The sequence below is a fragment of the Bacillus norwichensis genome (assembly GCF_014836955.1).
Classification (GTDB): Bacteria; Bacillota; Bacilli; order Bacillales; family Bacillaceae_C; genus Siminovitchia; species Siminovitchia norwichensis.
The window spans coordinates 32979-58410 of sequence record NZ_JACSPV010000022.1; the positions used below are offsets into that span (position 1 = coordinate 32979).

The 25432-nt window shown below is 40.9% G+C and carries 26 protein-coding genes and 1 other annotated feature; of the genes, 8 read left to right on the forward strand and 18 right to left on the reverse strand.

What is annotated here, in order from left to right; genetic code table 11:
• Positions 1 to 27 precede the first annotated feature (27 nt).
• Positions 28 to 342 (reverse strand): CotD family spore coat protein, encoded by a 315-nt coding sequence (locus tag H9631_RS13130; protein ID WP_191813498.1) that lies wholly within the window; start codon positions 340 to 342, stop codon positions 28 to 30.
• A 379-nt stretch (positions 343 to 721) separates the two neighbouring features.
• Here H9631_RS13130 and H9631_RS13135 point away from each other — a divergent pair, with 379 nt between their 5' ends.
• Positions 722 to 1336: a cupin domain-containing protein gene (locus tag H9631_RS13135; RefSeq protein WP_191813551.1), complete on the forward strand. Its 615-nt coding sequence runs from the start codon at positions 722 to 724 to the stop codon at positions 1334 to 1336.
• A gap of 381 nt (positions 1337 to 1717) precedes the next feature.
• Here H9631_RS13135 and H9631_RS13140 read toward each other — a convergent pair whose 3' ends face one another.
• Positions 1718 to 2782 (reverse strand): M42 family metallopeptidase, encoded by a 1065-nt coding sequence (locus H9631_RS13140; protein ID WP_191813501.1) that lies wholly within the window; start codon positions 2780 to 2782, stop codon positions 1718 to 1720.
• A 278-nt stretch (positions 2783 to 3060) separates the two neighbouring features.
• Here H9631_RS13140 and H9631_RS13145 point away from each other — a divergent pair, with 278 nt between their 5' ends.
• Positions 3061 to 3381, forward strand: a complete 321-nt coding sequence (locus H9631_RS13145; protein WP_191813503.1) for a PepSY domain-containing protein — start codon at positions 3061 to 3063, stop codon at positions 3379 to 3381.
• Positions 3382 to 3464: 83 nt separating this feature from the next.
• Here the strand turns inward: H9631_RS13145 and H9631_RS13150 are convergent, their stop codons facing one another.
• Entirely contained in the window at positions 3465 to 4304 is an 840-nt protein-coding gene (locus H9631_RS13150) for a YtnP family quorum-quenching lactonase (protein ID WP_191813505.1), read from the reverse strand.
• Positions 4305 to 4418: 114 nt separating this feature from the next.
• Here H9631_RS13150 and H9631_RS13155 point away from each other — a divergent pair, with 114 nt between their 5' ends.
• Positions 4419 to 4697, forward strand: coding sequence for a YtzH-like family protein (locus H9631_RS13155; RefSeq protein WP_191813507.1), 279 nt, complete (start codon positions 4419 to 4421; stop codon positions 4695 to 4697).
• A 145-nt stretch (positions 4698 to 4842) separates the two neighbouring features.
• Here the strand turns inward: H9631_RS13155 and H9631_RS13160 are convergent, their stop codons facing one another.
• From H9631_RS13160 to H9631_RS13190, 7 genes are all read right to left on the reverse strand, one after another.
• Positions 4843 to 5616, reverse strand: a complete 774-nt coding sequence (locus H9631_RS13160; protein WP_191813509.1) for a phosphotransferase — start codon at positions 5614 to 5616, stop codon at positions 4843 to 4845.
• Between the two features lie 222 nt (positions 5617 to 5838).
• The gene (locus H9631_RS13165; protein WP_191813511.1) at positions 5839 to 6648 is read right to left on the reverse strand and encodes a hypothetical protein; all 810 of its coding nucleotides are present in this window, start codon (positions 6646 to 6648) and stop codon (positions 5839 to 5841) included.
• A gap of 91 nt (positions 6649 to 6739) precedes the next feature.
• A complete protein-coding gene (gene thpR / locus H9631_RS13170; protein ID WP_191813513.1) occupies positions 6740 to 7303 on the reverse strand; it encodes an RNA 2',3'-cyclic phosphodiesterase in 564 nt (187 codons plus the stop codon).
• Positions 7304 to 7480: 177 nt separating this feature from the next.
• The gene (dat, locus tag H9631_RS13175) at positions 7481 to 8344 is read right to left on the reverse strand and encodes a D-amino-acid transaminase (RefSeq protein WP_191813515.1); all 864 of its coding nucleotides are present in this window, start codon (positions 8342 to 8344) and stop codon (positions 7481 to 7483) included.
• A gap of 21 nt (positions 8345 to 8365) precedes the next feature.
• A complete protein-coding gene (gene pepV / locus H9631_RS13180; protein WP_191813517.1) occupies positions 8366 to 9784 on the reverse strand; it encodes a dipeptidase PepV in 1419 nt (472 codons plus the stop codon).
• 56 nt (positions 9785 to 9840) lie between these two features.
• A complete protein-coding gene (locus H9631_RS13185) occupies positions 9841 to 11019 on the reverse strand; it encodes an ABC transporter permease (RefSeq protein WP_191813519.1) in 1179 nt (392 codons plus the stop codon).
• On the reverse strand, positions 11012 to 11716 hold the full coding sequence (locus H9631_RS13190; RefSeq protein WP_191813521.1) for an ATP-binding cassette domain-containing protein: 705 nt from the start codon (positions 11714 to 11716) through the stop codon (positions 11012 to 11014). Before H9631_RS13190 ends, H9631_RS13185 begins: the two co-directional genes overlap by 8 nt.
• Positions 11717 to 12055: 339 nt before the next feature.
• On the opposite strand from H9631_RS13190, the gene H9631_RS13195 reads away from it, so the two are divergent.
• Positions 12056 to 12277, forward strand: coding sequence for a DeoR family transcriptional regulator (locus H9631_RS13195; protein ID WP_120119179.1), 222 nt, complete (start codon positions 12056 to 12058; stop codon positions 12275 to 12277).
• A gap of 354 nt (positions 12278 to 12631) precedes the next feature.
• On the opposite strand, the gene H9631_RS13200 is transcribed toward H9631_RS13195, so the two are convergent.
• Positions 12632 to 13357, reverse strand: a complete 726-nt coding sequence (locus H9631_RS13200; protein WP_191813523.1) for a pseudouridine synthase — start codon at positions 13355 to 13357, stop codon at positions 12632 to 12634.
• 118 nt (positions 13358 to 13475) lie between these two features.
• Between H9631_RS13200 and H9631_RS13205 the strand changes: the two genes are divergently transcribed.
• Entirely contained in the window at positions 13476 to 13802 is a 327-nt protein-coding gene (locus tag H9631_RS13205) for a hypothetical protein (RefSeq protein ID WP_225221028.1), read from the forward strand.
• A gap of 491 nt (positions 13803 to 14293) precedes the next feature.
• Here H9631_RS13205 and H9631_RS13210 read toward each other — a convergent pair whose 3' ends face one another.
• Positions 14294 to 15916 (reverse strand): putative polysaccharide biosynthesis protein, encoded by a 1623-nt coding sequence (locus H9631_RS13210; protein ID WP_191813525.1) that lies wholly within the window; start codon positions 15914 to 15916, stop codon positions 14294 to 14296.
• 371 nt (positions 15917 to 16287) lie between these two features.
• Between H9631_RS13210 and H9631_RS13215 the strand changes: the two genes are divergently transcribed.
• On the forward strand, positions 16288 to 17568 hold the full coding sequence (locus H9631_RS13215; RefSeq protein ID WP_191813526.1) for a BaiN/RdsA family NAD(P)/FAD-dependent oxidoreductase: 1281 nt from the start codon (positions 16288 to 16290) through the stop codon (positions 17566 to 17568).
• A 130-nt stretch (positions 17569 to 17698) separates the two neighbouring features.
• Here the strand turns inward: H9631_RS13215 and H9631_RS13220 are convergent, their stop codons facing one another.
• The 4 genes from H9631_RS13220 to H9631_RS13235 form a co-directional block, all read right to left on the reverse strand.
• Positions 17699 to 17881, reverse strand: a complete 183-nt coding sequence (locus H9631_RS13220; RefSeq protein ID WP_160707495.1) for a sporulation protein Cse60 — start codon at positions 17879 to 17881, stop codon at positions 17699 to 17701.
• A gap of 78 nt (positions 17882 to 17959) precedes the next feature.
• Positions 17960 to 18280: a rhodanese-like domain-containing protein gene (locus tag H9631_RS13225; protein WP_191813555.1), complete on the reverse strand. Its 321-nt coding sequence runs from the start codon at positions 18278 to 18280 to the stop codon at positions 17960 to 17962.
• A 311-nt stretch (positions 18281 to 18591) separates the two neighbouring features.
• The gene (leuS, locus tag H9631_RS13230) at positions 18592 to 21006 is read right to left on the reverse strand and encodes a leucine--tRNA ligase (RefSeq protein ID WP_191813528.1); all 2415 of its coding nucleotides are present in this window, start codon (positions 21004 to 21006) and stop codon (positions 18592 to 18594) included.
• A 51-nt stretch (positions 21007 to 21057) separates the two neighbouring features.
• Positions 21058 to 21298 (reverse strand) — a binding site (T-box leader).
• Positions 21299 to 21434: 136 nt separating this feature from the next.
• Complete coding sequence (locus H9631_RS13235; protein ID WP_191813530.1) at positions 21435 to 21725, reverse strand: YtzC family protein; 291 nt, start codon at positions 21723 to 21725, stop codon at positions 21435 to 21437.
• A gap of 114 nt (positions 21726 to 21839) precedes the next feature.
• Here H9631_RS13235 and H9631_RS13240 point away from each other — a divergent pair, with 114 nt between their 5' ends.
• Entirely contained in the window at positions 21840 to 22412 is a 573-nt protein-coding gene (locus tag H9631_RS13240; RefSeq protein WP_191813532.1) for a class I SAM-dependent methyltransferase, read from the forward strand.
• A gap of 319 nt (positions 22413 to 22731) precedes the next feature.
• On the opposite strand, the gene H9631_RS13245 is transcribed toward H9631_RS13240, so the two are convergent.
• Complete coding sequence (locus H9631_RS13245; RefSeq protein WP_191813534.1) at positions 22732 to 23832, reverse strand: tetraprenyl-beta-curcumene synthase family protein; 1101 nt, start codon at positions 23830 to 23832, stop codon at positions 22732 to 22734.
• 20 nt (positions 23833 to 23852) lie between these two features.
• Positions 23853 to 24656, reverse strand: coding sequence for an alpha/beta hydrolase (locus tag H9631_RS13250; RefSeq protein WP_191813536.1), 804 nt, complete (start codon positions 24654 to 24656; stop codon positions 23853 to 23855).
• Between the two features lie 129 nt (positions 24657 to 24785).
• Here H9631_RS13250 and H9631_RS13255 point away from each other — a divergent pair, with 129 nt between their 5' ends.
• Positions 24786 to 25307 (forward strand): gamma carbonic anhydrase, encoded by a 522-nt coding sequence (locus tag H9631_RS13255; protein WP_191813557.1) that lies wholly within the window; start codon positions 24786 to 24788, stop codon positions 25305 to 25307.
• Positions 25308 to 25432 lie beyond the last annotated feature (125 nt).

Sequence of the window (25432 nt, forward strand, 5' to 3'; positions counted from 1 at the left end):
ATGACGCAAAAGTATATCAACTTTTAACTACCAGCAGTCTGAGCCAGAGCCTGAAATTGGTTTACAATTTGGTTTGTTAACATATGCTCCGCAATTGTAATTTTCTTCAACTGTTTCATTAACGTTTTTTTGAGATACTGGAAAATAGTATTCGTTTCTTATAACGGTTCTATTGACATTAGTAACTTCAGTAGGTTGAATGTGTTTTCTAACTCGTCTTGTAGTGTTTGTATTTACAACCCTTCTCGTTGGACTAGTGATGACTTCAGGACTGGTATATATTTGGCCTTGGCTTAAGTTTTGATTAATGTATATATCTTCTTGTCTTCCCTTTGATCCCATTAAGCTCACCTCCTTTTCTCTTTGTTAATACAATCTATGAAAAAAGGAGAGTCTTGTACAGGACGACAATACTAAAATTCTACATTATTCTATAAATAGACATGCTGATCATGTCAATTGACATAGTCTTCATCTATTACGCTCCTCAGACGCAAAAACCATTTCAAGTAGATGATTCGATGCTATAATATTGTCTTTCTAATAACTCCCTCAATGAGTTCAATACTTGTTTTCGCTTTTAACTAGTTCCTTTTTCTCTTACAGCTTGTCTTTCGTCATTCACCTAAAAGTTATTCAGTCCTTTTGTTCAATAGGAAGCTACGTCCATAAACACAGATTGATTTCTATCGCATAACATGCCCATGAGGTGAAGTATATGATGGCTTCGTACATGGACTACACGTCACCATCAACGCAATACACTTTTGACGTAAATAAAAGTCCCTTGTTCAAAAAAGATAACCAAAACCTTATTAACGTGTTGGGTGTTCAACAATTAAATACACTTGAAAATGTATCTCTCTTAGATATTTTTCTAAGTGCTAATAATGTCATTGAGCCCCATTATCATCAAAATGCTGCCCAACTAGTTTATTGTATTTCCGGTGCTGCTACTGTTTCGATATTTAACCCGTTTACAAAACAGCTACTCGATTTCTCCATCACACCCGGGCAAGTTGCAAATGTTCCACAAGGATGGTGGCATTACGAAGTAGCAACGGTTGATCATACTCATCTTTTAGCCATATTCGATGCTCCAACACCTGAAGTAATTTTGGGATCTGATCTATTAACATTCACTCCTGCGAATATCATGGCTCATACTTATTGCCTTAATGAAAACCAATGGAAAAAGGTAACAGCTCCTGTTAAACCCTCAACCTATATTGGTCCCTATAAGGACTGCAACAGACAAAAAATAACAAATCATTATAATCAGTTAAATCCATTACCCCAATACCATTCGTCCCCTTATACTTCCTGGTATCGATAATATTTGTTTTGCCATGGAGCGTTTCACATTTTGAAGCAGCTCTACATTTAAAATAGAGATTCCTTATTTTTCAAGAAAAACAAGATTCTTTCACCGATAAATAAATAATTATTAAGATCAAATGTACCCTTCACATATTTGTGCTCAGATTTTATCGAGTTCCGCTCGTAAATTTCCTCTAAAAATCTGCAGCATCCCCGAAGCTTTAACTTTATTCAGCCTGGATTTGAACCATCGCTGAATGAAGTTAAATTTTCACATAAAAAGGCACGAGAAATCAGCATTTCTAAAATTGCTTTCTCGCGCTTTTTAAGGTTATAACCAATTTTATCCCAGTCTCACAATCCCTTTACAGCTTAGTAACTAGTGTCATAGCTCCTATTATTGGTTTCGAATCGAATCCACTGTCGTCTGATCCGTCGCTTTCACTAGCTTCACAAGTAGTTCTTTAGCTGCAGCATAATCATCTACATGTACAATAGACGCATGTGTATGAATATATCGGGAGCAAATTCCGATTACTGCACTCGGAACCCCTTCGTTAGATATATGTACCCGTCCGGCATCAGTTCCGCCCATTGATACAAAATATTGATAAGGAATATCATTGGATTCAGCTGTATCAAGGACAAATTCCTTCATTCCTTTTAGCGTCACCATGGAACGATCGAGGATCCTTAAAAGAACGCCTTTTCCAAGCTGGCCAAATTCTTTTTTATCACCGGTCATATCATTCGCTGGGCTGGCATCCAGTGCATAGAAGATATCAGGCTTAATCATATTCGCAGCAGACGCAGCTCCTCTTAAACCAACCTCCTCCTGTACTGTTGCTCCTGAATAAAGAATATTAGGCAACTTTTCTCCCTGCAGCTCCTTCATCAATTCAATGGCAAGACCACACCCGTAACGATTATCCCATGCTTTTGCCATGATTTTTTTCGGATTTGCAAGCGGAGTGAATGGACAAATTGGAACAATTTGCTGGCCAGGCTTAATTCCTATTTTCTCAGCATCCTCCCGATCATCAGCTCCAATGTCTATCAGCATATTTTTTTCTTCCATCGGCTTCTTCCTCTGCTCCGGACTAAGCAGATGAGGAGGTATTGAACCAATTACTCCTATAACTGGTCCGTTATCTGTAATGATCTGCACCCGTTGAGCCAGTAGCACCTGATTCCACCATCCACCCAACGTTTGAAATCGCAGCATCCCATTTTCCGTAATTTGCGTCACCATGAATCCTACTTCGTCCATATGACCGGCTGCTAAGACTTTCGGCCCCTGTCCATGCTTCACACCAAAAACACTGCCTAGGCGGTCTTGTACGATTTCATCTGAGTACTTTTCCAGCTCACTTTTCATAAACCTGCGTACTTGATGTTCAAACCCTGGTGCTCCAGGAAGTTCCGTTAAATTTTGAAACAAGTCCTTTGTTTCTTTTTCCATTGAAATTGCCCCTTTTCATGATTTATTTGAATAACTTATTACTAATTATATTGGCCAGATTCCACGGACAGAAAGTGCTAGTGTAGCCTGACCAGAGATATGTCAATTGAGCATTCTTCGCCGCTGGGCTTGCCCTTTTGATGTATGTTTCCATTTTATTTTTCTTTTATATATTTTACCAACTTTAATCTTTCATAATTTGGTAGCATTTAATATTCGAACTGCCCCTGAAATTACGATATACTAGAAGAGATGATTTGACTATGGAGGTGTTCATTGTGAATTGGAAAAATTTTATACTTGGCGCTGGCGCTGGTGTGATTGCCGGCTATTTTGCAAATGAAGCATTAAAGAAAAACTCTTTGGCATCTGGTGAAAAGGTTCTTCAAACTGTAAAAGAAGCATTTAAAGATTCCGGTAGCATTGAAGGATCCTGGATTAAATTCAGACCTGAAGAATATGAAAAATATGCGGTGAAAACAAAAGTGTACCGAGGCGGCATTACTACTAAGGAAGATGGCGAAACAAAACAATATGAGTTTCTCGCCGATGCCAACACTGGTACTGTCATTGACGTATACCCAGTCACTTACGCGTAAATCTTATAATTCGGCTGCTCCTGAACTACTCATGCGGCTACATACGAAAAAACAGGTGGAATTTGAATTTCACCTGTTTTTTGCTATTTTCTTATAACTGCATCAGTAATATTTCCTTCTGCTCCCCACTTTAACGCTCTATAAATAGCATCATGATAAAAGATAAACCAACTTCCCGCCTCAATTTCCGCAGAAATCCATCTTTGTTTGGCATGGATTGAGTCCATCGGATAATCATCATACGCCAATACCCATAAAACATTGGAGTGGGCATGTGTCGGCATTATATCTGCCATGTGAACAGCCTTTTGCCCATCGCTTTCAATCGTAATGATACTATGCCCGGCACTATGTCCGCCAGTATGGAACATTTTAATACCGTCTTCAACAATCAACTCTCCTGTAAACGTTTCCACTTGATGAGCAATTGATTCCCAATTTTCCTTCCAATATGTATTTCTTGAGCGAATATTTGGATGTCTCATTTCATCCCACTCAATTTGAGAAGTATAAATGACAGCATTTGGAAAAACAGAGGAATATCTATCTCCATCACGCTTGGTAAGTCCTCCAGCATGATCAAAATGCATATGGGTCATACAAATTACATCGATATCGGCAGGCGATAATCCTAATTCAGCCAGTGATGCTTCAATTTTGGATTCTTCCGTTACACCGAAGTTACGGATTTGTTTATCTGATAATTTTCCGCTTCCAAGCCCGGCTTCTATTAAAATATTCTTTCCGTTTTTTCGCAGGAAAATGGGATCTGATCGCAGCTCAACAAGGTTCTTCTCATTAACAGGGTATCTCTTTGACCAAAGTGCTTTTGGTACAACACCAAACATCGCCCCTCCGTCAAGATGAGTGACTCCCCCATTCAACCAAGTCAACTGCAAATTTCCTATCTGCATCGTCTCCAATATTCTCATCTCCCAGCTTTTCGAATCATTGTACCATACAATTTTAGATTATAAAGGATAGGAAAAGTATTTTTCCATACAATAAAATACTACTTAGCGAAAGGGTGATTCCTATTGTCTCTATCTTATCAGCATCAAATTGGACTTTTAAAAGATATCATGGTGAACCATTTGGAAGATTCACGAGGTTCCATTTCAGAGTGCGGTCAAATCGGAAGACTTGTCAAATCATTGCTTGACAATCCCCAAATCGATCATCAATTAACTCCTGTGCTTGAGGAAATATATTTATACTGCCAGAAAGGCTTCCAAACGAATGACTTGGAAAGTCATATTGGTGATCATCAGGAGCATCTCTCACAATGGATTGGCAATATCAATCAATATTCGTAAATATGTTGCGAATGAGAAATACGAAGATCCTAGCAGCAATGTTGCTTTCACTTGAGATGAAACCTTCCGTTTTCCCTACAATATTTAGACAAACGGAAGTTTTCTCCTAAGAAATTCAGCGCTTATGATTGGTTATTGGCAGTCTTTAATAGATTGTTTCCAGATAGTTTTCCCAAAAATTCATCTCCTGATAGCGTTGTTGACTCTTGTGCCATCCAATGGAGAGCATCGTTTGTGCAATAACATACCATTTCATTCGCAGCTGAAGATGTTCTGTATATTCCAAGCCATACAAGCCAAGCCAATGCTTCCAGTCATCTCTTGGAATATACCAATATAAAAGCGGCCCGATATCCAAAGCAGGATCTGCAATGGTAGCACCGTCCCAGTCAATCAGAAAAATTTCATTGTTATCTGAAAGAAGCCAGTTATTATGATTTATATCTCCATGGCAGACTGTAAATTTATCACTGCTTACATGAGTCAGCTCAGTTTGCAGGAACTGAAGCGATTTATGGACCGAAGGATCCAACAACAGTTCTTCATCCAGCGCTGAAATCACTTCTTCCAGCATCATCTCCGGTTTATAAGGTGTCTTTCCGAGACGTCCAAGCATGGATAAAAGCGGGCTGGACTCATGTATTTTCTTTAAAAGCTTTGCCACGCCATCCTGGGCCATTTCTTCCGGCTTGAATTCCCGGCCATTCAAACATTCCTGTGCTGTGATTACATCACCATTTTCCATCCTTTTTGTCCATATTAGCTTAGGAACGATGCCCTCCGCCGATAATACAGCCAAAAAAGGTGAGGAATTACGTTTCAAAAAAAGCTTTTCGTTATTTTTAGACGCAAAAAAAGCCTTTCCTGTCGCACCGCCGGCAGGAATGATTTCCCAGTCATGCTCTAATAAGTGTTTCACCGTCATTCACCTTCAATTAAAATACCGGAGGCGACACTCCGTTCATCTCATCAGAAAGAAAAAAGACGGCTATTGGATTTATGAAAATACAACAATAGCCATCCCTTCCTTAAAGTTTAACGCGAACCGACTTTTTTCGTCAAGACCCAATCAATGGGATTCATTATTTTCACAAAGTTTTTTTACTGTTTAATCCTAACATACTATCTAATTTGGTACTGTTTAATGAAATTGCCCTTCAGTCTCCGAAAGAGCTCCCCCGTTAGCCCGCCTCACTTTTATTTTTGCACACCTGTCAAGTAGTGCTTTGGTCGCGCGAAACTGCATCATTTTCATAGGTGAGATAAAGGTTTTCAGCTCATTTAACCAAGTCTCATAGTCCTGCTTATCGATGAACAGAACATCATCAGGAGGATTTGAATGAGTAATATATCCCTTTTCAGCAACAACCACTTTTTCAATCGGCAGGTTTGTATCAGTTGTCTGAAATATTTGTCTCGCCACATGATTCATCCGTCGGACAGATAGAACCGGGCTCAAAACTTTCATTTCCTTGTCTTTATTTTTTTTCTGCCAAAAATGTCCATTCGAGCCGATATACAGTGCGTCTTCTTCTCCATCCAAAAAGGACATGCACATTAATTTAGATGGAGTGACCATTAACACCTCCATCTGCACCTTCGCCTTTTTCAACTGAAATACTGGATTGTACATCAAAAAAAAGGTATCAGGAAAACGCTGAACAAGACAGCGCAGCCGAGAATCAGTAAATAATGATGCAAGGGGGTTTGACTTTTCCTTGATTGTGGAACTGGCCCATTTGATCTGTGAAGAAAAAAGCTGATCAAGATATGCCTGCTTTAGTTCCTCTACTTTTTCACTCTCCAAGTGTGTAACACCAAGTCTATTGCTTTCCTCCTCAAGGATTGCCTTCCACCTTCTCATTTTCAACCGAACAAACAGAGAATTATACCTGGATAAATCAGATTCATAACGAGATATATAATCATGTAATTTTATAAGCTGAGCCATTTAACTTCATGCTTCCCCTCTTCTACATCAAACGTGTTCAATTGGATGCCCATAGTCATTTGGAACGCTATCTCCTTGCTTTTGGATCATCCTATCTAAACTTAAAAGACTCGACTATTTCGTATTTCGGTATTTGATCAAGATGGGTACGGTACAATACTGCTTCTTCCATTGAAAAAACAGGACCAGGAAGCGAGGTTCCCAAGCTTTTTTCAGCTGCTGCCATTTGAAACTCCCCCTGCCCCATCCACTTTCTAGCAAGGGTGATATGGGGCTTGAAGGGCCTTGTCTCAAGCTCGAAGCCGGCTTCTATACATGATGTATAGACATTGTTCCTAACCTCTGCTAACGAAGGGCTTTCAGTCGTATTAACCCATAATATTCTTGGAAGATTCGGACGCCCAAACGTCCCCACCTGATTCAACCCCACCTGAAAGGAATGAACATTTGTCAAAGCTTCCTTCACATTTAGGACACTTTCAGCAAGCCGGCGTTGATCAGCATTTCCCAGAAAAGCCAAAGTAATATGGTAATCCTCAGGATGTACCCAGCTTTTAAAAGGAAAGCTCATCTTCAACTGTTCGCTGATTTTAGATAAATGAACTTTCACTTTATCTGGTAATGTCAATGCAAAGAAATAGTGGGTTGAATGCATGTTTTTGCTCCTCTTAATTAAATGTACCTTGGCCTATTCGCGCCCAGAATGTATCGAATTCCGCTCGACAAATCCCTCTGAAATCTGTGGTTTAACTTTTTGCCACGCATTGAAATGAATACACATATGCTTTCATCTCACCACTTACAGAAGTGGGAGTCTTCTGCTGAAATGATGTTAAATTTCCACCTTTGTATCTTGGTTGATTCTAGCTTCAAACAGCGCCTGCAATTTACGTGTGATTTTTCCAGGTGTACCGTCACCAACTGTTTCCACGTCCAGCTTGATCACCGGCATAACCTCCGACGTCGTACTTGAAATAAATACCTCATCCGCATCCTTCAAGTCTCTCAAATCAAATTCCTTTTCAACGAACGGAATGCCATTTGCTTTACATAATTCTACAAGCACCTGTCTCGTAATACCATTGAGTATCAAACGATCTGCTGGATGAGTAATCACTTCTCCATTTTTTACAATATAGGCATTTGAGGATGACCCTTCAGTCACGATACCGTTTCGGTGCAAAATCGCTTCAAAACAATCGTAATCCGTTGCTTCCTGTTTCGCAAGGACATTCGGAAGAAGATTTAGGCTTTTAATATCACAACGGAGCCACCGGATATCCTCCGTCGTAATGGCTGCCACTCCTTTTTCAAACAAGCTGACAGGTCTTGGTACTTCATTCGTATAAGCCGTAAAAACAGCTTTTGTATTGCTTTCTGGTTTAGGAAACATATGGGTTCTCGGTGCTGCTCCCCTCGTTATCTGCATATAAATGGAGCCAAAGTCCACTCTATTTTCTTTCACAAGCTCCTCGGTCAGCTCTTGAATTTTTTCAGGACTCATGGAAATATCCAACTTGATTTTTTGGGCGCTTTGAAAAAGCCGCTCGATATGCTCCTTCATGGTGAAAAGTTTTCCACTATATACTCGAATAACTTCATACACTCCATCGCCAAACTGGTAACCCCGGTCCTCCAAATCAATATGTACATCAGACCGTTCAAGAATTTGATCGCCAAAAATAATTTTCCCCATTATTACTTCCTCCCATCTTCCTTAACCTTGTGCAAGTTCATAAAATGCCTGAGCATATAAGGCTGTCGCTCTTAAAAGATCTTCAATTTCCATATATTCATCCTTCTGGTGTGCAACATCAGGTCTTCCCGGAAACAAAGCACCAAAGGCTACCCCATTTTTCAATGAACGTGCATACGTCCCACCACTAATGGAAAGCATTTCTGCCTTCTCATTTGTTTGCTCCTCATACACTTTTATGAGCTTTTGAATCAAAATATCATCTGATGGAACATAATGCGGCTCTAGATTGGATATATTAACAACTTCAAAATTGGATTTTTCCGCTTCTTTCATGATTTTCTGCATTCCTTCTTCCATTGAGAAAGAAGCAGGATACCGCATATTTAGGCCAAAGCGTCCGCCATCCTCATCATTGAAGGTCATTTTTCCGACATTAATCGTTAAATCTCCCATCATTTCATCGGTATGCTGCACGCCAAACGCCCTGCCGCGAGAATCCTCAAAGAAGAAATGAACAGCTGCATTGACAAAATCCATCCCTTTCCTATCGAGCTTGACGGTAGAAAGAAAATGAGCTAAATGCAGCCCCGCATTTTTCCCGTTATCAGGCTCCATTCCGTGAGCTGAAATGCCTTTCAGCTCCAGGACAAGATATCCACTCTCTACATAATAGCTGCCATTCAAACCTTGTCTGTACTTAAAATCATTAAATAATTGGAGAAACTCAGTTTGATCCCACTGTATATCAAGAACAGCTCGTGCATGATCCGGAACCATATTGTATCGTCTTCCCGAAAAAAATGAAATGAGCGTGATTTTGGCTCCATGTTCTTTTGGAGAGTTCCGTTTTTGTTTCAAATCAAAATCGGCAATCCCTTTTTCAGCATTGATAATTGGAAAATCGGCATCTGGCGCAAATCCCATTTCCGGCATTTCTTCATACTTAAAGTAGTGATCAACACAGCGCCACCTACTTTCTTCATCTGTCCCAATAATGAGGCGAATCCTTTTATTAATGGACAGGCCCAGCTCATTTACAATCTTCATTCCATAATATGCTGCCATTGTCGGTCCTTTGTCATCAATAGCACCTCTGGCAAAAATTTTTCCATCTTGCACTTCACCGCCAAACGGATCTACAGACCAGCCATCCCCTTCTGGAACAACATCTACATGGCATAAAGCTGCAATAAGCCCATCTCCTGCTCCCATTTCCAAGTGACCGGCAAGGTTTCCTACATTCTTTGATGTAAAACCATCTCTTTTTCCCATCTCGAGCATATACTCTAATGCTTGCTTAACTTCCATGCCAAGGGGAGCGTCTACGGTGCTTTTAGATTCATTCAACACGCTTTTTATCCGAAGCAGCCCTTGCAAATCCCGGATCAGCTCATCCTTTCGTTTTTCCACTTCGTCCTTCCAGTCAATGTTTGCCATGTACATAACTCCTTTGGTCTATTGTCTCTTCTTCCATTGTACAACTTTTTGTCCGATCAGAAAAAGGGTAAGAAGCTGTGAATCCATGGGAGAATCCATACATTTAATAAACATATGATGACAAAAGGAATCAGAAGCACTGCTGTAACAATCTGTTTTCCTTTTATATATCCCTCGTCTCCAGAATATTTCTTAGTGAACGGATGACTGCCAATCAATTTATGCCAAACGCTGCCAATCCAAACAGTCAGGAAAAGAACACCAACTGCTGCAAGCGTGATTTTTAACCATAAGGGAGGTAAAAAAATAATTGCTGCAACAGTAATTCCAAGGACCTGAAAATATCCCCGGACATATTCCATATCGCGCGTTGTGGCTTTAATAAACAACTCTAGGAAGCCGTTTCTTGGAGATCGGGTTTTAAATATCCTGTTTGACTTCGAATAAAGCCTTGGACTTTTACGGACTGGTTTTGGCTTCGGCAATTTTTCTATATCCATGGACAACCCGAAAATCATTTCTGTATATTTGCTTTTATCTTTCTCATCAATTGACAGATCTTGCTCAAAAGTATGTATGGTGGTGAAACGCTTTTTCAAAAGGAGCATAGATGCAATTCCATTTAATATAATAATCATGAAAACCAAAAGCAGACCGCCCGATTGAAGAGCCTTATAACTAAGCCACCATATACTCCCTGCACCAACTACAACAGGAATGCTTCTGATAAGGTTTCTCCACCCCTTTAAATGCACATTCAACTGGCCGTTCACGGCCATAACGAGCCATCTTAAGGAAACCCATATTCCGAAAAATAAAACAAGCTCTTTCAAACTCAGCTCATAATGAATGATCCAAAGTGGAGAAATAAGCACGGCAAGGAAAACAGCCGAAAGAACCTCGGTCAAATACGAAATAATAATGCCGCCACGCTTCATTCCAAGCATCAGCTTTTCATTTTTTCTTAAAAATATAATGTCTGCCTCTCTGATATACGTTTTAAAATTTCCTCCCCATAACAAGAAGAAAAAAACGGCGAATAAAAGCGAGAAAGGCACAGAAGCAATCCAGAAGGGAGGAGCGATCCACCAAGAACGATATACAAAAATGGTAATGACAGCAGCTGGAACAACAATGTAGATGAGAATCGTCCAATCAATAATGGTTTTAATAATCTTATATTTATACTTCCAATTTTCCCTAATTCTATGAAAAAGAAGCTGGTTGCTATTCATCTTCAGCATCCGCCATGTCTATACAGGAATACAAGCTTCCGTCATCAGCTCCACACATAGCAAGCACCTCATTGAGCGTACCACAAGCCTTTACAGTCCCTTGTTCAATGACAATAAACGAATCACACATCCGCTGAGCTGTATCAAGAATATGAGTACACATCAGTATCCCGCTTCCTTTCTTTTTCTCTTCATCAAGCATTTCAAGCAACATTTTAGTTGAACCTGGATCAAGTCCCATAAATGGTTCATCAATAATCAAAAGATCAGGCTTTGTAAATAAAGCTAGTGAAATCATCCCTTTTTGTTGCATCCCTTTTGAAAAAGTCGATGGAAACTCGTGAATTCTATCTGCTAGGCGGAATTTTTTCAATAAAGATCTAGCATATGAGAAATGTTCTTCACCCAACTGTTCAACTGCAGCAACAAATTCGAAATGCTCCCAAAGCGTCAGTTCATCGTAGAAGACAGGTCTTTCGGGTATATATGAATAAGAGGTTCCATCCTTTCTAGAGACATTTCCTTCTACGTAAGGCAGCTCCTGAAGAATCGCTTTAATAGTCGTGCTTTTTCCAGCTCCATTCGCCCCAATCATTCCTATAAGAGACGAAAGCTCCAATTTAAACCGCACTTTAGAAATCACTGGCTCCTGCACTTTATAACCAGCTTTCTCAATATCCACTGTCAATATTGGCAAAACAGCTTCATTCCTTTCTATCTCACTATTTCTGCATACGATTTAACTGCCCAGAAGTTTCAAACTTGCTTCGAAAGGGAATAATATAAAGACATTTGAACTTATACATTCGACATGGTTTAACCTTTTTCTTCCAAGTTAGATATTATGCTTTAAAAACATAAACTAATGAGTTAAAATAAAAGTGTCTGACATTTCAGTCTCGAAATGCAGAAAATTTAAAACTAGTTTTGAAAAGGAGTTGTCCTCTGGAATTGCGCTATCAACAGCCTAATATCATAAAGGCATAAAGCAGTCCGCATCCTCTGCCAAGGAATTTTAAGATGAGGGAGTGGTTTTTTGAAGCCGTCAACGAACAGAATGCTCACCAGAATCAAAGATGTATACTTATACATCAAAGAGAACGGTACAGTTTCAACAAAGGAACTCGCAGATGCATTCGGAAGTACACCTCGCACCATTCAAAGGGATTTGAATGTGTTAGAATACAATGACCTGATCAGTAGCCCGCGTCGCGGGAAGTGGACAACAACAGAGAAAAAAGTCAAAATAACATCTTGAATAGAAAAGCGGAGGGTGACGTTTAGCGACGTATAGACTGGACGAATCCTGACGAGATAAAGGAAACACGGCGAGCCATGGGCAAGCCGAATGTTGACTTATCGTAGGAAGGAGGAGGAAGTCTACTAGTCGATGGAGCCCGGAGCTGGACAATAGAAAAGCGGAGGGCGACGTTTAGCGATGTATAGACTGGACGAATCCTGACGAGATAAAGGCTAGCGCCGAAGCTATTGAAGCTGTTTTGAGGAGACAGGCCGAAAGTGCCCTCTTCGACAATAGACAAGTCTATAACAAGATTTTTTAAAGCCGCCTGTTTTCCTATTTAGGAAAACAAGCGGCTTTTTCTACATCTCATTATTTCTGTTCTTCCAGATAATTCCTTATCATGCTGACTTCATCATCCGTCAATTCTCGATATTCTCCAAGCTCCAAATGTTCGTCTAATTTAAGCGGCCCCATAGACAAGCGTTTTAAATAAATCACTTTTTTCCCGACCGCTTCAAACATCCTTTTTACTTGATGAAATTTCCCTTCCGTAATCGTCAGCTCAATATCTGAATACGTTCCGGATTTGATAATTTTCAGCTTTCCTGGCTTCGTCTTATAACCGTCATCTAAGGTAACCCCTTTTATGAAAGCTTCCACATCTTCAGGAGTTACAGCTGAATTAATGACAGCAAAATACGTTTTGGGCACATCCTTTTTAGGCGATAATAACTGATGAGCCAATTGGCCGTTATTTGTCAGAAGTAGAAGCCCCTCTGTATCCTTATCCAATCGCCCTACTGGAAAAGGATCAAAAATAGTATCTTCCTCATTCAGCAAATCAATCACAGTCTGATCTCGTAGATCTTCCGTGGCAGAAATGGTTCCTGGAGGTTTGTTCATCATAAGATAGATAAATTCCTTGTAATGTATTTCTTCACCGAGGACTTCAATTGTATCTTCTTCAGGACTTACATGAAGTTTTCCATCTTTTATAGACTCACCATTCACAGTGACTTTACCGCTTTTGAGAAATTTCTTGACATCCTTACGGCTTCCATAGCCCATATTGGCCAGTAATTTATCAATTCTCATTTCTTTACCTCCACTTGGATTCAAATTTTAAGGAAATATTCAATAGGCGTTTGTCTACACGCTTTTGCCACAATGACATAGGCTATTGTGCAGGAATGAAAAGATTGGAGTGAAAAAGATGTTTATTGATTATCGGCAGCAGCCTCCGATGGGAATGCGGCAAATGCCTATGCCAATGGGGACCTTGCAGCAGCCAATGGAGTTTCATCCCCAGCTTGCCGAACAACAAGGTGGAATACCTCAACAATTTGCTCCCGGATATCAAGGTTTTCCCGGAGGTGGAGGTGGCATAGACCGAAGAATTAGCCAACTTGAAAGACAAATGGATCAGCTCAACAAACAAATGGAAAGATTAGACCGGCGTGTCTCAAGAATTGAAAGACAATTAGGATACAACCGGCCGGATTACTATGATCTTCCCGATCACTCCGAGTACAATGCTTAAATAAGTAAAGCGAAAGACGCCGTTTAGCGATGTACACCAACAGGATGTTGGTGCGTTGACGTTGCCACAGGAAGTGGCGAACTTAGTCGACGATCCTTTCTACAGGAAAACGAAATGCGAGAGTCCCTGCCCATCAGTGACCAACCATAAGCCAATCCACACAGAGCGAAGGCAACCTCAAGCTGCCACATCCTGTCGCTTCGCTTGCATTAGTACTCCCTGTACATCAGAGCGATATTGACTTACGTAGGAAAGCAGCTTACTGGAGTACTCGTGAGAGACATCTTGAGTGAACTTCATACAGCTTTGCGACGAGGTGAGATATACGTCCTCGAATACTCTGGTATATTGGGCTCGAAGTTTGCTAATCGCTGGGCGCCTGAAGCTAGATATAGAAAAGCCTAATTCAAATTAAATATTTCATCTGATTCTATATTTTCTTACTCTAATATAAAAAAGAGGCGCTCCCCGCAGCCTCTTTCTTTTATTTGTTAAGAGATTCGCAGCTTTTGCTTGATCTTTTGAAGCCTCGTTCCAAACAGTCTGTCCGCCAGCCCTGATTTTAAGCCTAGAAAAGCATAAATGATTCCACCAGCCCCGGCACAAACAAGAATAATAACTATAGATTGGAAAGTAGATTCTGGCGTCAAGAACAACAATAAACCTTTATAAATAGCATATACCAGAATTGCCATCATTACATTAAAAATAACGATGAGCAACGTTCTTCTATAAACGAGCTTGAATGGATAGTAAGCGAATTTTTTAATGACAATAATATTAATTACAATGGCTACACCGTACCCAAGTGCAGTTGCATAAATAGCTCCCTCTGTAGCAAAAAGCTTGATTAATGGGATATTAAATGTCAATTTGACAAGGATTCCGGTCAACAAGCTCAAAACTGTAAACCGCTGTTCATTAATCCCCTGCAAGATCGCCGCAGTTACGGAGTACAACGCAAATAGGATAGCCACCGGCGCATATATACGAAGTACCTGGGCTCCAAATTCATCGAATTCATAAAACATGGTGTACATCGGTTCCGCTAAAAGGGCAAGTCCGATTGCTGCCGGCATTGTAATGAACAACAATACTTGGAACGTCTGATCCAATTGGCGAAACATCAATGCTTTATCATTTTTTACATAAGACTCTGTTACAAGTGGTACGATTGTCAATGCAAAGGCGGTTGCCAATGAAACTGGGATGATGACAAGCTTATGTGTCGTCATATTCAATATGCCTAATGCATCTAAAGCTCCTGCAGCCTTTCCTGCTTCCGCCATCGCCCTTGTAAAAGTGATTTGGTCAATAAATTGAAAAAGCGGATTGGCGATACCAACCATTACGAAAGGAAATGCATATACAATAATTTCCTTATACATGTCGGGCAAGGAGACATCCATTGTACCCTTATCTTTTTTTAGAAGTTCGTCAAGTCCCGGCTTCCGCTTATACCAATACCATAATAGAACAAGCAGGCTCGCCAGACCTCCGATAAATGCCGCAAAAGTCGCTACACTGATGGCGGTGACAATATTACCTTTTAATACATACAGAACAATAAATGCACCCGCTAAAAGAAAGACAATCCTAGCCAACTGCTCCAAAACGGTTGACACAGCTGATGGCCCCATAGATTGATGGCCTTGAAAAAAACCTCTGATCAAACTCATAACAGGGATAATTAATAGAGCAAAGCTGACAGCTCTGATGACAGTTGCAACATCAGCAGCAGTGTAGCTGTGTTTTGTGTCTACACCTTTTAACACAAGTTCTGCTAGCCATGGAGCAAGCCCGTACATGGCTAGAAAAGACACAACCCCTGTAGCAAGCATGACATAGATGCCAGAACGAAAAAGCTTTCGTCCCACCGCATATTCTTCAAGCGTATTATATTTTGAGATATATTTCGAAACGGCAAGCGGGATTCCTGCTGTCGCAATACTGATAAAAATTGTATACGGTACATATCCGAACTGATACAAAGCAGCTTGTTCTGCCCCGCCAATGATTCTATAAAATGGGATAACATATAAAAGCCCCAAAACTTTGGATAAGATAGTGCCAAGCGTTAATATAAAGGTTCCTCGAATTAATTTAGATGACATTCAATCTCTGACTCTCCGTTGTTTATTTTTAAAGGAATATCCGATTTAGTATGTATTCGGAAATACACTCGATAAAACTCCCCTGTACTAGTTTACAGTTAACGACTGCTTTTGACAATGCACCGGTTTGTTCTACAATTCTCAATCAACCCAATTCCCATGTACGGTTATGCTCTATTTTCGTACAAATTGTCCAATTGTGATCATTCTATGATTATTCTCAAGTGAGAAAAATGGCTCTCTCTATTTTAAAAAAACAGTAATAATGGACACTTTTTTCAGATAATCCATCCCTCGATTTCAGTTCGCATTTGCTTTTACATAAACAGCATTTTAAAATGAAGTGATTAAAAACTAAGGTGTTGATTGAAATGATTTATGATGTCATTGTCATCGGCGGAGGCCCCTCCGGGTTGATGGCTGCAATTGCCGCGGCTGAGAAAAAAGCAAATGTCCTGCTAATTGATAAGGGAAATAAATTAGGGAGAAAACTTGCAATCTCTGGGGGTGGGAGATGCAATGTAACGAACCGGCTCCCGATAGATGAAATCATCCGTCATATCCCAGGAAATGGACGTTTTTTATATGGTGCATTTTCTGTCTTTAACAATGAGGATATTATCCGTTTCTTTGAAAATCTTGGAATTGAGCTCAAGGAAGAAGATCACGGGCGGATGTTTCCAGTTTCAAACCAGGCGCAATCTGTTGTTGATGCCCTTTTGTCATATATGAATGACCTTGGGGTCAAAGTCTGGACAAGCTGTCCTGTTCAAGACGTTCTTTTTGATCAAGACAGAACAAGAGGTGTCTTGCTTAAAAATGGCGAAACAATAGAAGGCCGCACCGTCGTCATCGCTGTTGGAGGAAAATCCGTTCCACAGACTGGCTCTACAGGTGACGGCTTTCCATGGGCACAAAAGGCTGGACATACAATTACAGAGCTGTTTCCAACCGAAGTTCCGCTTACTTCCAAAGAATCTTTTATCAAGGAAAAAACCCTTCAGGGGCTCTCTTTAAGAGATAGCGCACTCAGTGTCCTGAATCCAAAAGGGAAACCGATCATCACACATCAAATGGATATGATTTTTACACATTTGGGCATTTCTGGCCCTGCAGTATTGCGCTGCAGCCAATTTGTTGTAAAAGCAATGAAAAAGTGGAATTTAAAAGAAGTTTTAATGAATCTTGATGCCTTGCCGAAAATAGGACAGGAGGAGCTTTTTCAAAAAATACAGGGAGACATGAAAAAGGAGCCAAAGAAAGCAATCAAAAATTCGCTGAAAGGGCTACTGCCTGAACGCTATTTGCTTTTTCTGCTTGAACGAAGTGATATAGACCCTTCCTCTCCTTGTTCAACTGTCTCAACTGAAAAACTAAGGAGTTTTTCAATATTATGCAAGCAATTCCGCTTCACTGTTAATGGGACACTGCCACTGGATAAAGCATTTGTGACCGGAGGGGGCGTCTCCGTTAAGGAAATCGAGCCTAAAACGTTGGCATCCAAAAAGATGCCTGGACTTTATTTCTGCGGGGAAGTACTAGATATTTATGGCTACACTGGCGGATATAATATCACCTCGGCCCTCGTCACCGGACGACTGGCTGGAAGTAATAGTGCGGAATACTGTAAAACAATAAGAGGATATGCCTAACTTCGGACAGTATTTTTATATGCTGTATCATTTTGACAGAAAAACTTTATAGCAAAAGACTTATCTGGATAAAATTTTCCATTACTTGCTTTACTCTAAATAAAGAGGGGCTTCCAAAATCGGAAGTCCCTTATCTAATATACAAAACCATGGCACTAAAACAGTATATTTGTTCATCTTCCGCTTCCCTCAGGACGGCAATGTTATATTTAATGTCAACCACCTGTTTATGTTCTAAGTCGCTTAAAAACTGGTTGATTTCCTCCTCCAAGTCCTGTTCATGCTCGCAATCGAACAACTTGACCTGCACCATGGGCCACACCTCTCCGTTTTTACCATTAGTATGGCCCGTTCGCCTCATTGTTATACAATTTAAAACTTTCAACAAACTTCATGAGTGTTTAGGCTTGGTTTCCCCTGTCCAGGCAAGCATGCCACCGGTCATGTTCACAACATTGTTATAACCGTTAGCCATTAGATATTTGCATACTTTATAGCTGCGGCCACCAGCTTTGCATATAATAATATATTCATTTTCTTTGTCAAAGAAATCCAGGTACTCCGGAATTTCGCCCATTCTAATATGTACCGCTTCTGGAATCTTCCCTTCGGCTACTTCTTCATCTTCACGTACGTCTACCAAATATAAAGTTTCGTCATTTTCCAGCTTTGATTTGACCTCATCAGGTGTTATTGTTTTAATTTCCATGATTATCACCTTTCGTTGAAATTACCATTTTCATTATAACAAAGCATCTCCTATCTCTATAGGAAAAACTTTCAAAAGTTGGCTTTGGGAAAGCCGTGTAAATAAACTGCAATTTTATGACAGCAAAATAGCAAACCAGAGCATTACTCTTATATACGACATTAACAGTATGCGCAGCTTACTGCTTTCTTAAAGCTCTCGCCACTTCATAACCATACGTTCTGGTCTGACTGAAGCGGGAGTCTCCTATAGGGAAATAAAACATAGCAAATCAGCCGCCAAATCAATGATAGGCGACTGATTTCACTCTCTTATTAATTTGCCACAACATTCACAAGTTTGCTTGGAACTGCAATGACTTTTCGGATTGTTTTTCCTTCGATAGCTGATTTGATTTTATCATCATTTAAAGCAATTTCTTCCAGCTCTTCTTTGCTTGCTTCACGAGAAACCAGAAGTTTGGTACGAACTTTGCCGTTAACCTGAACTACAATCTCTACTTCATCCGATACGAGCTTGGTTTTGTCATATTGAGGCCAAGCTTCATACGTCACTGATCCCTCATAACCAAGTTTAGCCCACAGCTCTTCGGCAATGTGTGGAGCAATAGGAGAAAGCATTTTGACAAAGCCTTCAATATATTGCTTTGGAAGAACTTCCGCTTTATACGCTTCATTGATAAAGACCATGAGTTGTGAAATAGCTGTATTAAAATGCATTGCCTCAGAGTCTTCTGTTACTTTCTTAACTGTTTGATGATACACTCTTTCAAGCTCTCCGCCTGTGACCTCTTGTACTTTATCACTCAAGCTGTCATTATCGGTGACTAACAAACGCCAAATTCGATCCAAGAAGCGACGTGCTCCGTCCAATCCAGTCGTTGACCAGGCTGCTGAAGCTTCTGGCGGCCCCATGAACATTTCATAGAGACGCAATGTATCCGCACCATGACTTTCAATGATATCATCCGGGTTAACTACATTCCCCTTGGATTTACTCATTTTTTCATGATTTTCACCAAGGATCATCCCTTGGTTAAAGAGCTTTTGGAATGGTTCTTTTGTCGGTACAACCCCAATATCATATAGAAACTTATGCCAGAAACGAGCGTAAAGTAAATGAAGAACCGCATGCTCTGCCCCACCGATATAAATATCAACTGGAAGCCATTCCTTCAATAATTCTTTATCTGCAAGTTCCTTAGAATTATGAGGGTCGATAAATCTTAAGAAATACCAGCAACTTCCAGCCCATTGCGGCATCGTGTTTGTTTCCCGACGGCCTTTTTTGCCTGTTTCGGGGTCCTCTACATGCAGCCAGTCTGTAATATTGGCAAGTGGTGATTCACCAGTGCCTGAAGGCTTCACTTCGTCTGTTTCAGGCAAAATCAGCGGCAGTTGGTCTTCCGGCACTGCTGTCATTGTACCGTCTTCCCAATGAATAATCGGAATCGGCTCTCCCCAATAACGTTGACGACTGAACAACCAGTCTCTCAAGCGGTATGTAACCTTTTTCGTGCCGCAGCCTTCTTTTTCAAGCCAGTCGATCATCTTTGTAATAGCTTCGTCCTTATCCATTCCATCCAAAAATTCTGAGTTCACATGCGGACCATCGCCAACATACGCTTCTTCCTCGATATTTCCTCCAGCCACAACTTCTTTAATCTCTAAGCCAAACTTTTTCGCAAATTCATAATCCCGCTCATCATGTGCAGGTACAGCCATAATGGCTCCAGTTCCATAGCTCATTAATACGTAATCGGCAATCCAGATCGGGATTTTATCACCGTTAACCGGGTTAATGGCATATGCGCCTGTAAATACACCTGTTTTATCTTTCGCAAGATCTGTTCTTTCTAAATCGCTTTTTGACTTAACTAGGTCAATATAAGCATTCACATTAGTCTGTTGCTCAGACGTTGTGATTTTCGCCACAAATGGATGCTCAGGAGCAAGGACAGCATAGGTTGCTCCAAACAGCGTATCAGGCCTTGTCGTAAATACAGTAAAAGTTTCAGGATGCCCGTCAATGGCAAAAGTGACTTCCGCGCCTTCGGAACGGCCAATCCAGTTTCTTTGCATGTCTTTTATGCTTTCAGGCCAATCCAAATCTTCCAAGTCCTCAAGAAGCCGGTCTGCATATTTCGTAATCCTTAAAATCCATTGCTTCATTGGACGGCGTTCAACAGGATGCCCACCGCGTTCACTTTTTCCATCAATAACTTCTTCATTGGCAAGAACAGTTCCTAAAGCTGGGCACCAGTTAACCGGCACTTCGTCCACATAAGCGAGACCATGCTCAAACAACTTGACAAAAATCCATTGTGTCCATTTGTAATAGTCCGGATCTGTAGTATTGACCTCCCTGTCCCAGTCATAAGAAAATCCGAGAGATTTAATCTGGCGGCGGAATGTATCGATATTATGCTGAGTGAACTCTGCCGGATCATTTCCTGTATCGATAGCATACTGCTCTGCCGGAAGACCGAAAGCATCCCATCCCATAGGGTGAAGTACGTTGTAACCCTGCATTCGTTTCATTCTCGCAAGAATATCAGATGCTGTATATCCTTTTGGATGCCCAACATGAAGTCCGGATCCCGAAGGATACGGAAACATATCAAGTGCATAAAATTTTTCTTTAGCTTCATCCATATTTGTTTTGAATGTTTTATTTTCTTCCCAAAATTGTTGCCATTTTTGTTCCAATTCCTTATGGCTATAACCCATGAAGAAACCTCCTGACTTTTTCAATTAAAAAACCTTCCATCCCGAGAAAACTCCTGGGACGGAAGGTTGCTTTCTCCCGCGGTACCACCCAATTTAGTGCATAGGCCACTCACTTCATTATTCCTTAACGCAGAATACGGCAAGTATTACAAGATTGATCGTTGCTTTCAGATCTATTCCTTCACACCTGCAGAATGAAAGGGGAGTTCATGATGGTCCTGGCCGGCTTCCACCTCCCGCCGACTCTCTGAAACAGGATGGCACCATTACTGGTCCTTTTTAACCGTTTTATATATTAAGTCCTTTATTCCCCATTGTAGACAATTTTAGACATATTTTCAAGTCTATATTGAAGCCCTGACCCGCGAACCATCAGTATCTAGAGGTCACTGATCATAAAATAAGAGACAGGGAAAACCTGTCTCTTATCAATGCCATGTGCTATATAGCGGCCTATCGTGATTCAAGAGAATCATTTTATTTTGGAGCTGCTGTATCTTTAGACGTACCCGGTGGAGCTGCTCGCGCTGCTGTGCATTCGCACTTGCGGTCATTTTATGGAGCTGCTGAAGCACCATTTCCAGATCATTCATCGCTTCGCTATAATCCATATCATGATAATGCTCCTGCCTGTTGCCTTCCTCGTACTGTTCCTCTGCAAAAAGAATCACTGATTCACAGCGATTAATGAAATTGTCAATGGATTGCCGAGTAGTCACGTCATCCTCCCCTTCTCCAATGGCTCAGCTTTGTAGCCTGGCAATCATAGTTTGTACTCATTTCAGGACAGTTATGATACAATTTTTCGTATGATTATGAGGAGGTATTTTGGGATGAATATTGAGGGCATTCTTTCATATTCCCGTTCCCTTATGCAAAGAGTAGTCAGACCCGGCGGTATGGCAATTGACGGGACTATCGGCAACGGGCATGACACTTTATATCTAGCCGATCTTGTCGGTGAAAAAGGACATGTTTTTGGTTTCGACATCCAGCACCAGGCCATTATACAGACAGAAGAGCTTTTAATAAAAAATAATGTGGCAGAAAGGGTAACGCTATTCCAAAAGGGACATGAGGAGCTTAAGGAATCGATACCTGCCAAATATCATGGGAACATCCAGGGAGCCATGTTCAACCTCGGATATTTGCCAGGTGGGGATAAATCGATTGTAACGAAGCCGAATACGACGATTGCTGCTATCGACCAAATGATCGAAATCCTCGCTAAAGGAGGCATTCTGGGACTTGTCATTTACCCTGGGCATGACGAAGGAGCCTATGAACGTGATCAGCTTATGGAGTATGCCGAAAATTTGGATCAATCAAAGGTGAACGTACTTCAATACGGTTTTATCAATCAGAAAAACAACCCGCCTTTTCTGCTGGCGTTTGAGAAAAAATGACGGATACTAAATACCTTAGTAGGCTAATCGTGCCCACAAAATTTTCACACGGCTTTCAATTCAAAAACAGCCCGAGTTTTCCTCGGCTGTTTTTGTATATTGGCAACTATCTATCGCCCAGCGTGACAGTTTTCATTTAAAATCTTTATAAGGGAATCTTTCTGAAAACTGCTTAAGATGGGCTCCTCATTTCCAATATCATCCTGGTAAGATAGTTTCTCTCACTTTTCTCCGATTGTCTAAAATTTCAACACAAAACGCCCCTCCACTAGGAAGAGCGTTTTAGAATAGCCTACTGTAGGGCCCTTTTATTTCATTACTATGGCTTTACTGCAGTCGAGGTAAATTTACTTGTTCCAGTAAACTTCTTCTGGAATGCCCTGTACACTCTGCCATTCCAATAGAAAAAATGGCTAATCAGACCACCGCGCTTCATAATTTTTTTTGCAAGTGCCCTGACATCAGCCTGCTCATTCACTTTGCGGTCAGAAAGATAGACCCCTAATAGACCTCGATTGATCAGCTTATGGAATTTCCGGTCCGGTAATTGTTTGGTATGCTTGTCAGCCTCATCGAGGAAATGAATAAAACGTTCCAGCATCTCCTCTTCATTCTTGTAATAAAAGCAGAAGTTCAAGTCTCCGCCTTTCCTGTCCTCATCTTGATCAATAAAATAATCAAGTAAAATATGGAGCCCTTGAATATACGGAAAATATCCTTCCCGAATCATTTCCGCATGTTCTTCTTCGAATTCCTCTCTCAAAGCATAAGAAACGAGGCAAAAAATGCCAAGTGTTGAACCAGAGCAAGCTGAGAATTCATGCCAACTCATTTTTGGCAAGAGGCGCTCATGTTCAGCAAACCATTTTTTTAGGCGTTCTTCCCTCTCTTCTTTGCAAACATGTTTATGTATTTGCAAATCACAATAATACTTACAAAGCTCAAGCAGGTAAGGCTTAATCATCTCATAATGAGGCTCGCTTTTAAGGACGGATTGACACGTCTTCATCAAGTCAGCCAAATACCCGCCATCATCTTGATCCTCACGAAAACGATAATACTCCCGCTCCGATGCGCCTACCGTCAACGCATCTTCCATGGACTCATGCAAGGCAGCAAAATCCTTTGGATCCAGTGAAGTGCTCCTATCACACAAATTATCCAAATAATCACTGATTGTTTGATAAGCCACGATAAATTTGATTGCGTCTTTTTTATGTTCTAAAGCAGCAAGGGCCATAATTGACCCGCCTTCGCAGTGAAAAGTTTTATACTGTATACTTGCCAGAGCTTGCCGTCTCAGCTCTTCGTTTGGAATCGCGCCTGCCCGGTCTTTCCAGTAGGATAACTCCATATGAACTGTCGGCATTATCTCTCGGTAAACTTTGTTCATGAGGGTAATTGGATGGGTTGGCAACATAAATGATATCACCTAGCTTACTAAATTTGATATTGCAGAAGTCGTAGCCGAAGCTCGGCAAAGCTTTTTGCATAGTCAAAAATCAATTCCCTTTCAGGCTCGTTGAATATTTCATGATAACACTTTGGCCATTCTTTATAAAGCTTTTCGGTTATACCCAACTCATTAAACCAATTTTGCACATCGACTTTATTCACAATTTTATCATCTCCGCCCTGCATCACCAAAAGAGGGACATCAGGAAAATCCGAAATATTTGCGAAGGCTTCTTTCATCGCTTTTAATAACTCCCTATACCAGCGGACCGAAACCTTTGTCACAAACAGACTATCATTCAGTGCACGATCTTTTGCATCCAAACTCCGTGTAGCAAGATCGACATCTAAATGACTGTCCATTTTTAACTCTGGGGCAATCCAGTTCAAGCCAACTGAAAGGGCGTTCAGTGACATCGGTGGATAATGAGCCAAGCCGAGACATGGCGATGAAAGAATAGCTCCTGCCACTTCTTGCTTCCCTTCTTGAAGCAGCCTAATCACAGTCAATCCACCCATGCTGTGACCAAGAAGAAAAATAGGCAGGCGGTATTTTGCCGCTTCCTGCATCCATTTCTTCACTTCAGCCACGTATTCATCAAATGAATCAATGTGACCTCTATATGCTCTTGTCGTCAGCCCTTGGCCCGGAAGATCCCCCATTACAACATGAAAACCATTCAGCACCCACATATTTCGCAGCCAGCTATACCGTCCGTGATGCTCCATAGCTCCGTGAACAATGACCATAACTCCCTTGGCTTTTCCTTCCGCTTCCCATTTCCGCATTTTCCTGACTCCTCCCAATAGTATCTAAAAGTATTCTACCCCTTTTTCACTCGAGAATCTCTTTTACTATAGAGCACAGGGCAGTTTTTCGTTATGATAGTGTTAAAAAGTATTGAAAGGATGTTAGCTATGGCTGTTTACCCATACAAAGAGAAGTCTCCTCAAATCCCTTCGTCAGTACTTATCGCCGATTATACCACCATCACAGGAGATGTCGTCATTGGAGAAGATTCAAGTATTTGGTTCAACTGCTCAATCAGAGGGGATGTGGCTCCAACCATCATAGGGGAGAAAGTCAATATCCAAGATAATTCGGTCCTCCATCAAAGTCCAGGAAACCCACTCATTATCGAAGATGAGGTCACAATTGGACATCAGGTGATTTTGCATAGCTGTGTCATACGAAAAAATGCTTTAATTGGCATGGGCTCCATCATTTTGGATAATGCGGAAATCGGAGAGGGAGCTTTTATTGGAGCGGGAAGTCTTGTGCCGCAAGGAAAGGTTATCCCACCAAATACCGTCGCTTTCGGACGGCCTGCCAAAGTAATCCGAGAAGTGAACGAAAAAGACCGTGCAGAAATGATCCGCATCTCAAGAGAGTATGTTGAAAAAGGCCACTATTATCAAGCTATGCAAAAAGATAAATAAGAGTTCAAATACTTTTCACATGAAGCAGTGGAACTTTGCAAAATTATGCCGATGTAATTCATAACGGAGTATTTTTTAAGAATCGCGAGGAGTTAGTTCCTCTGCCCATTAACTTTTGACCCGTG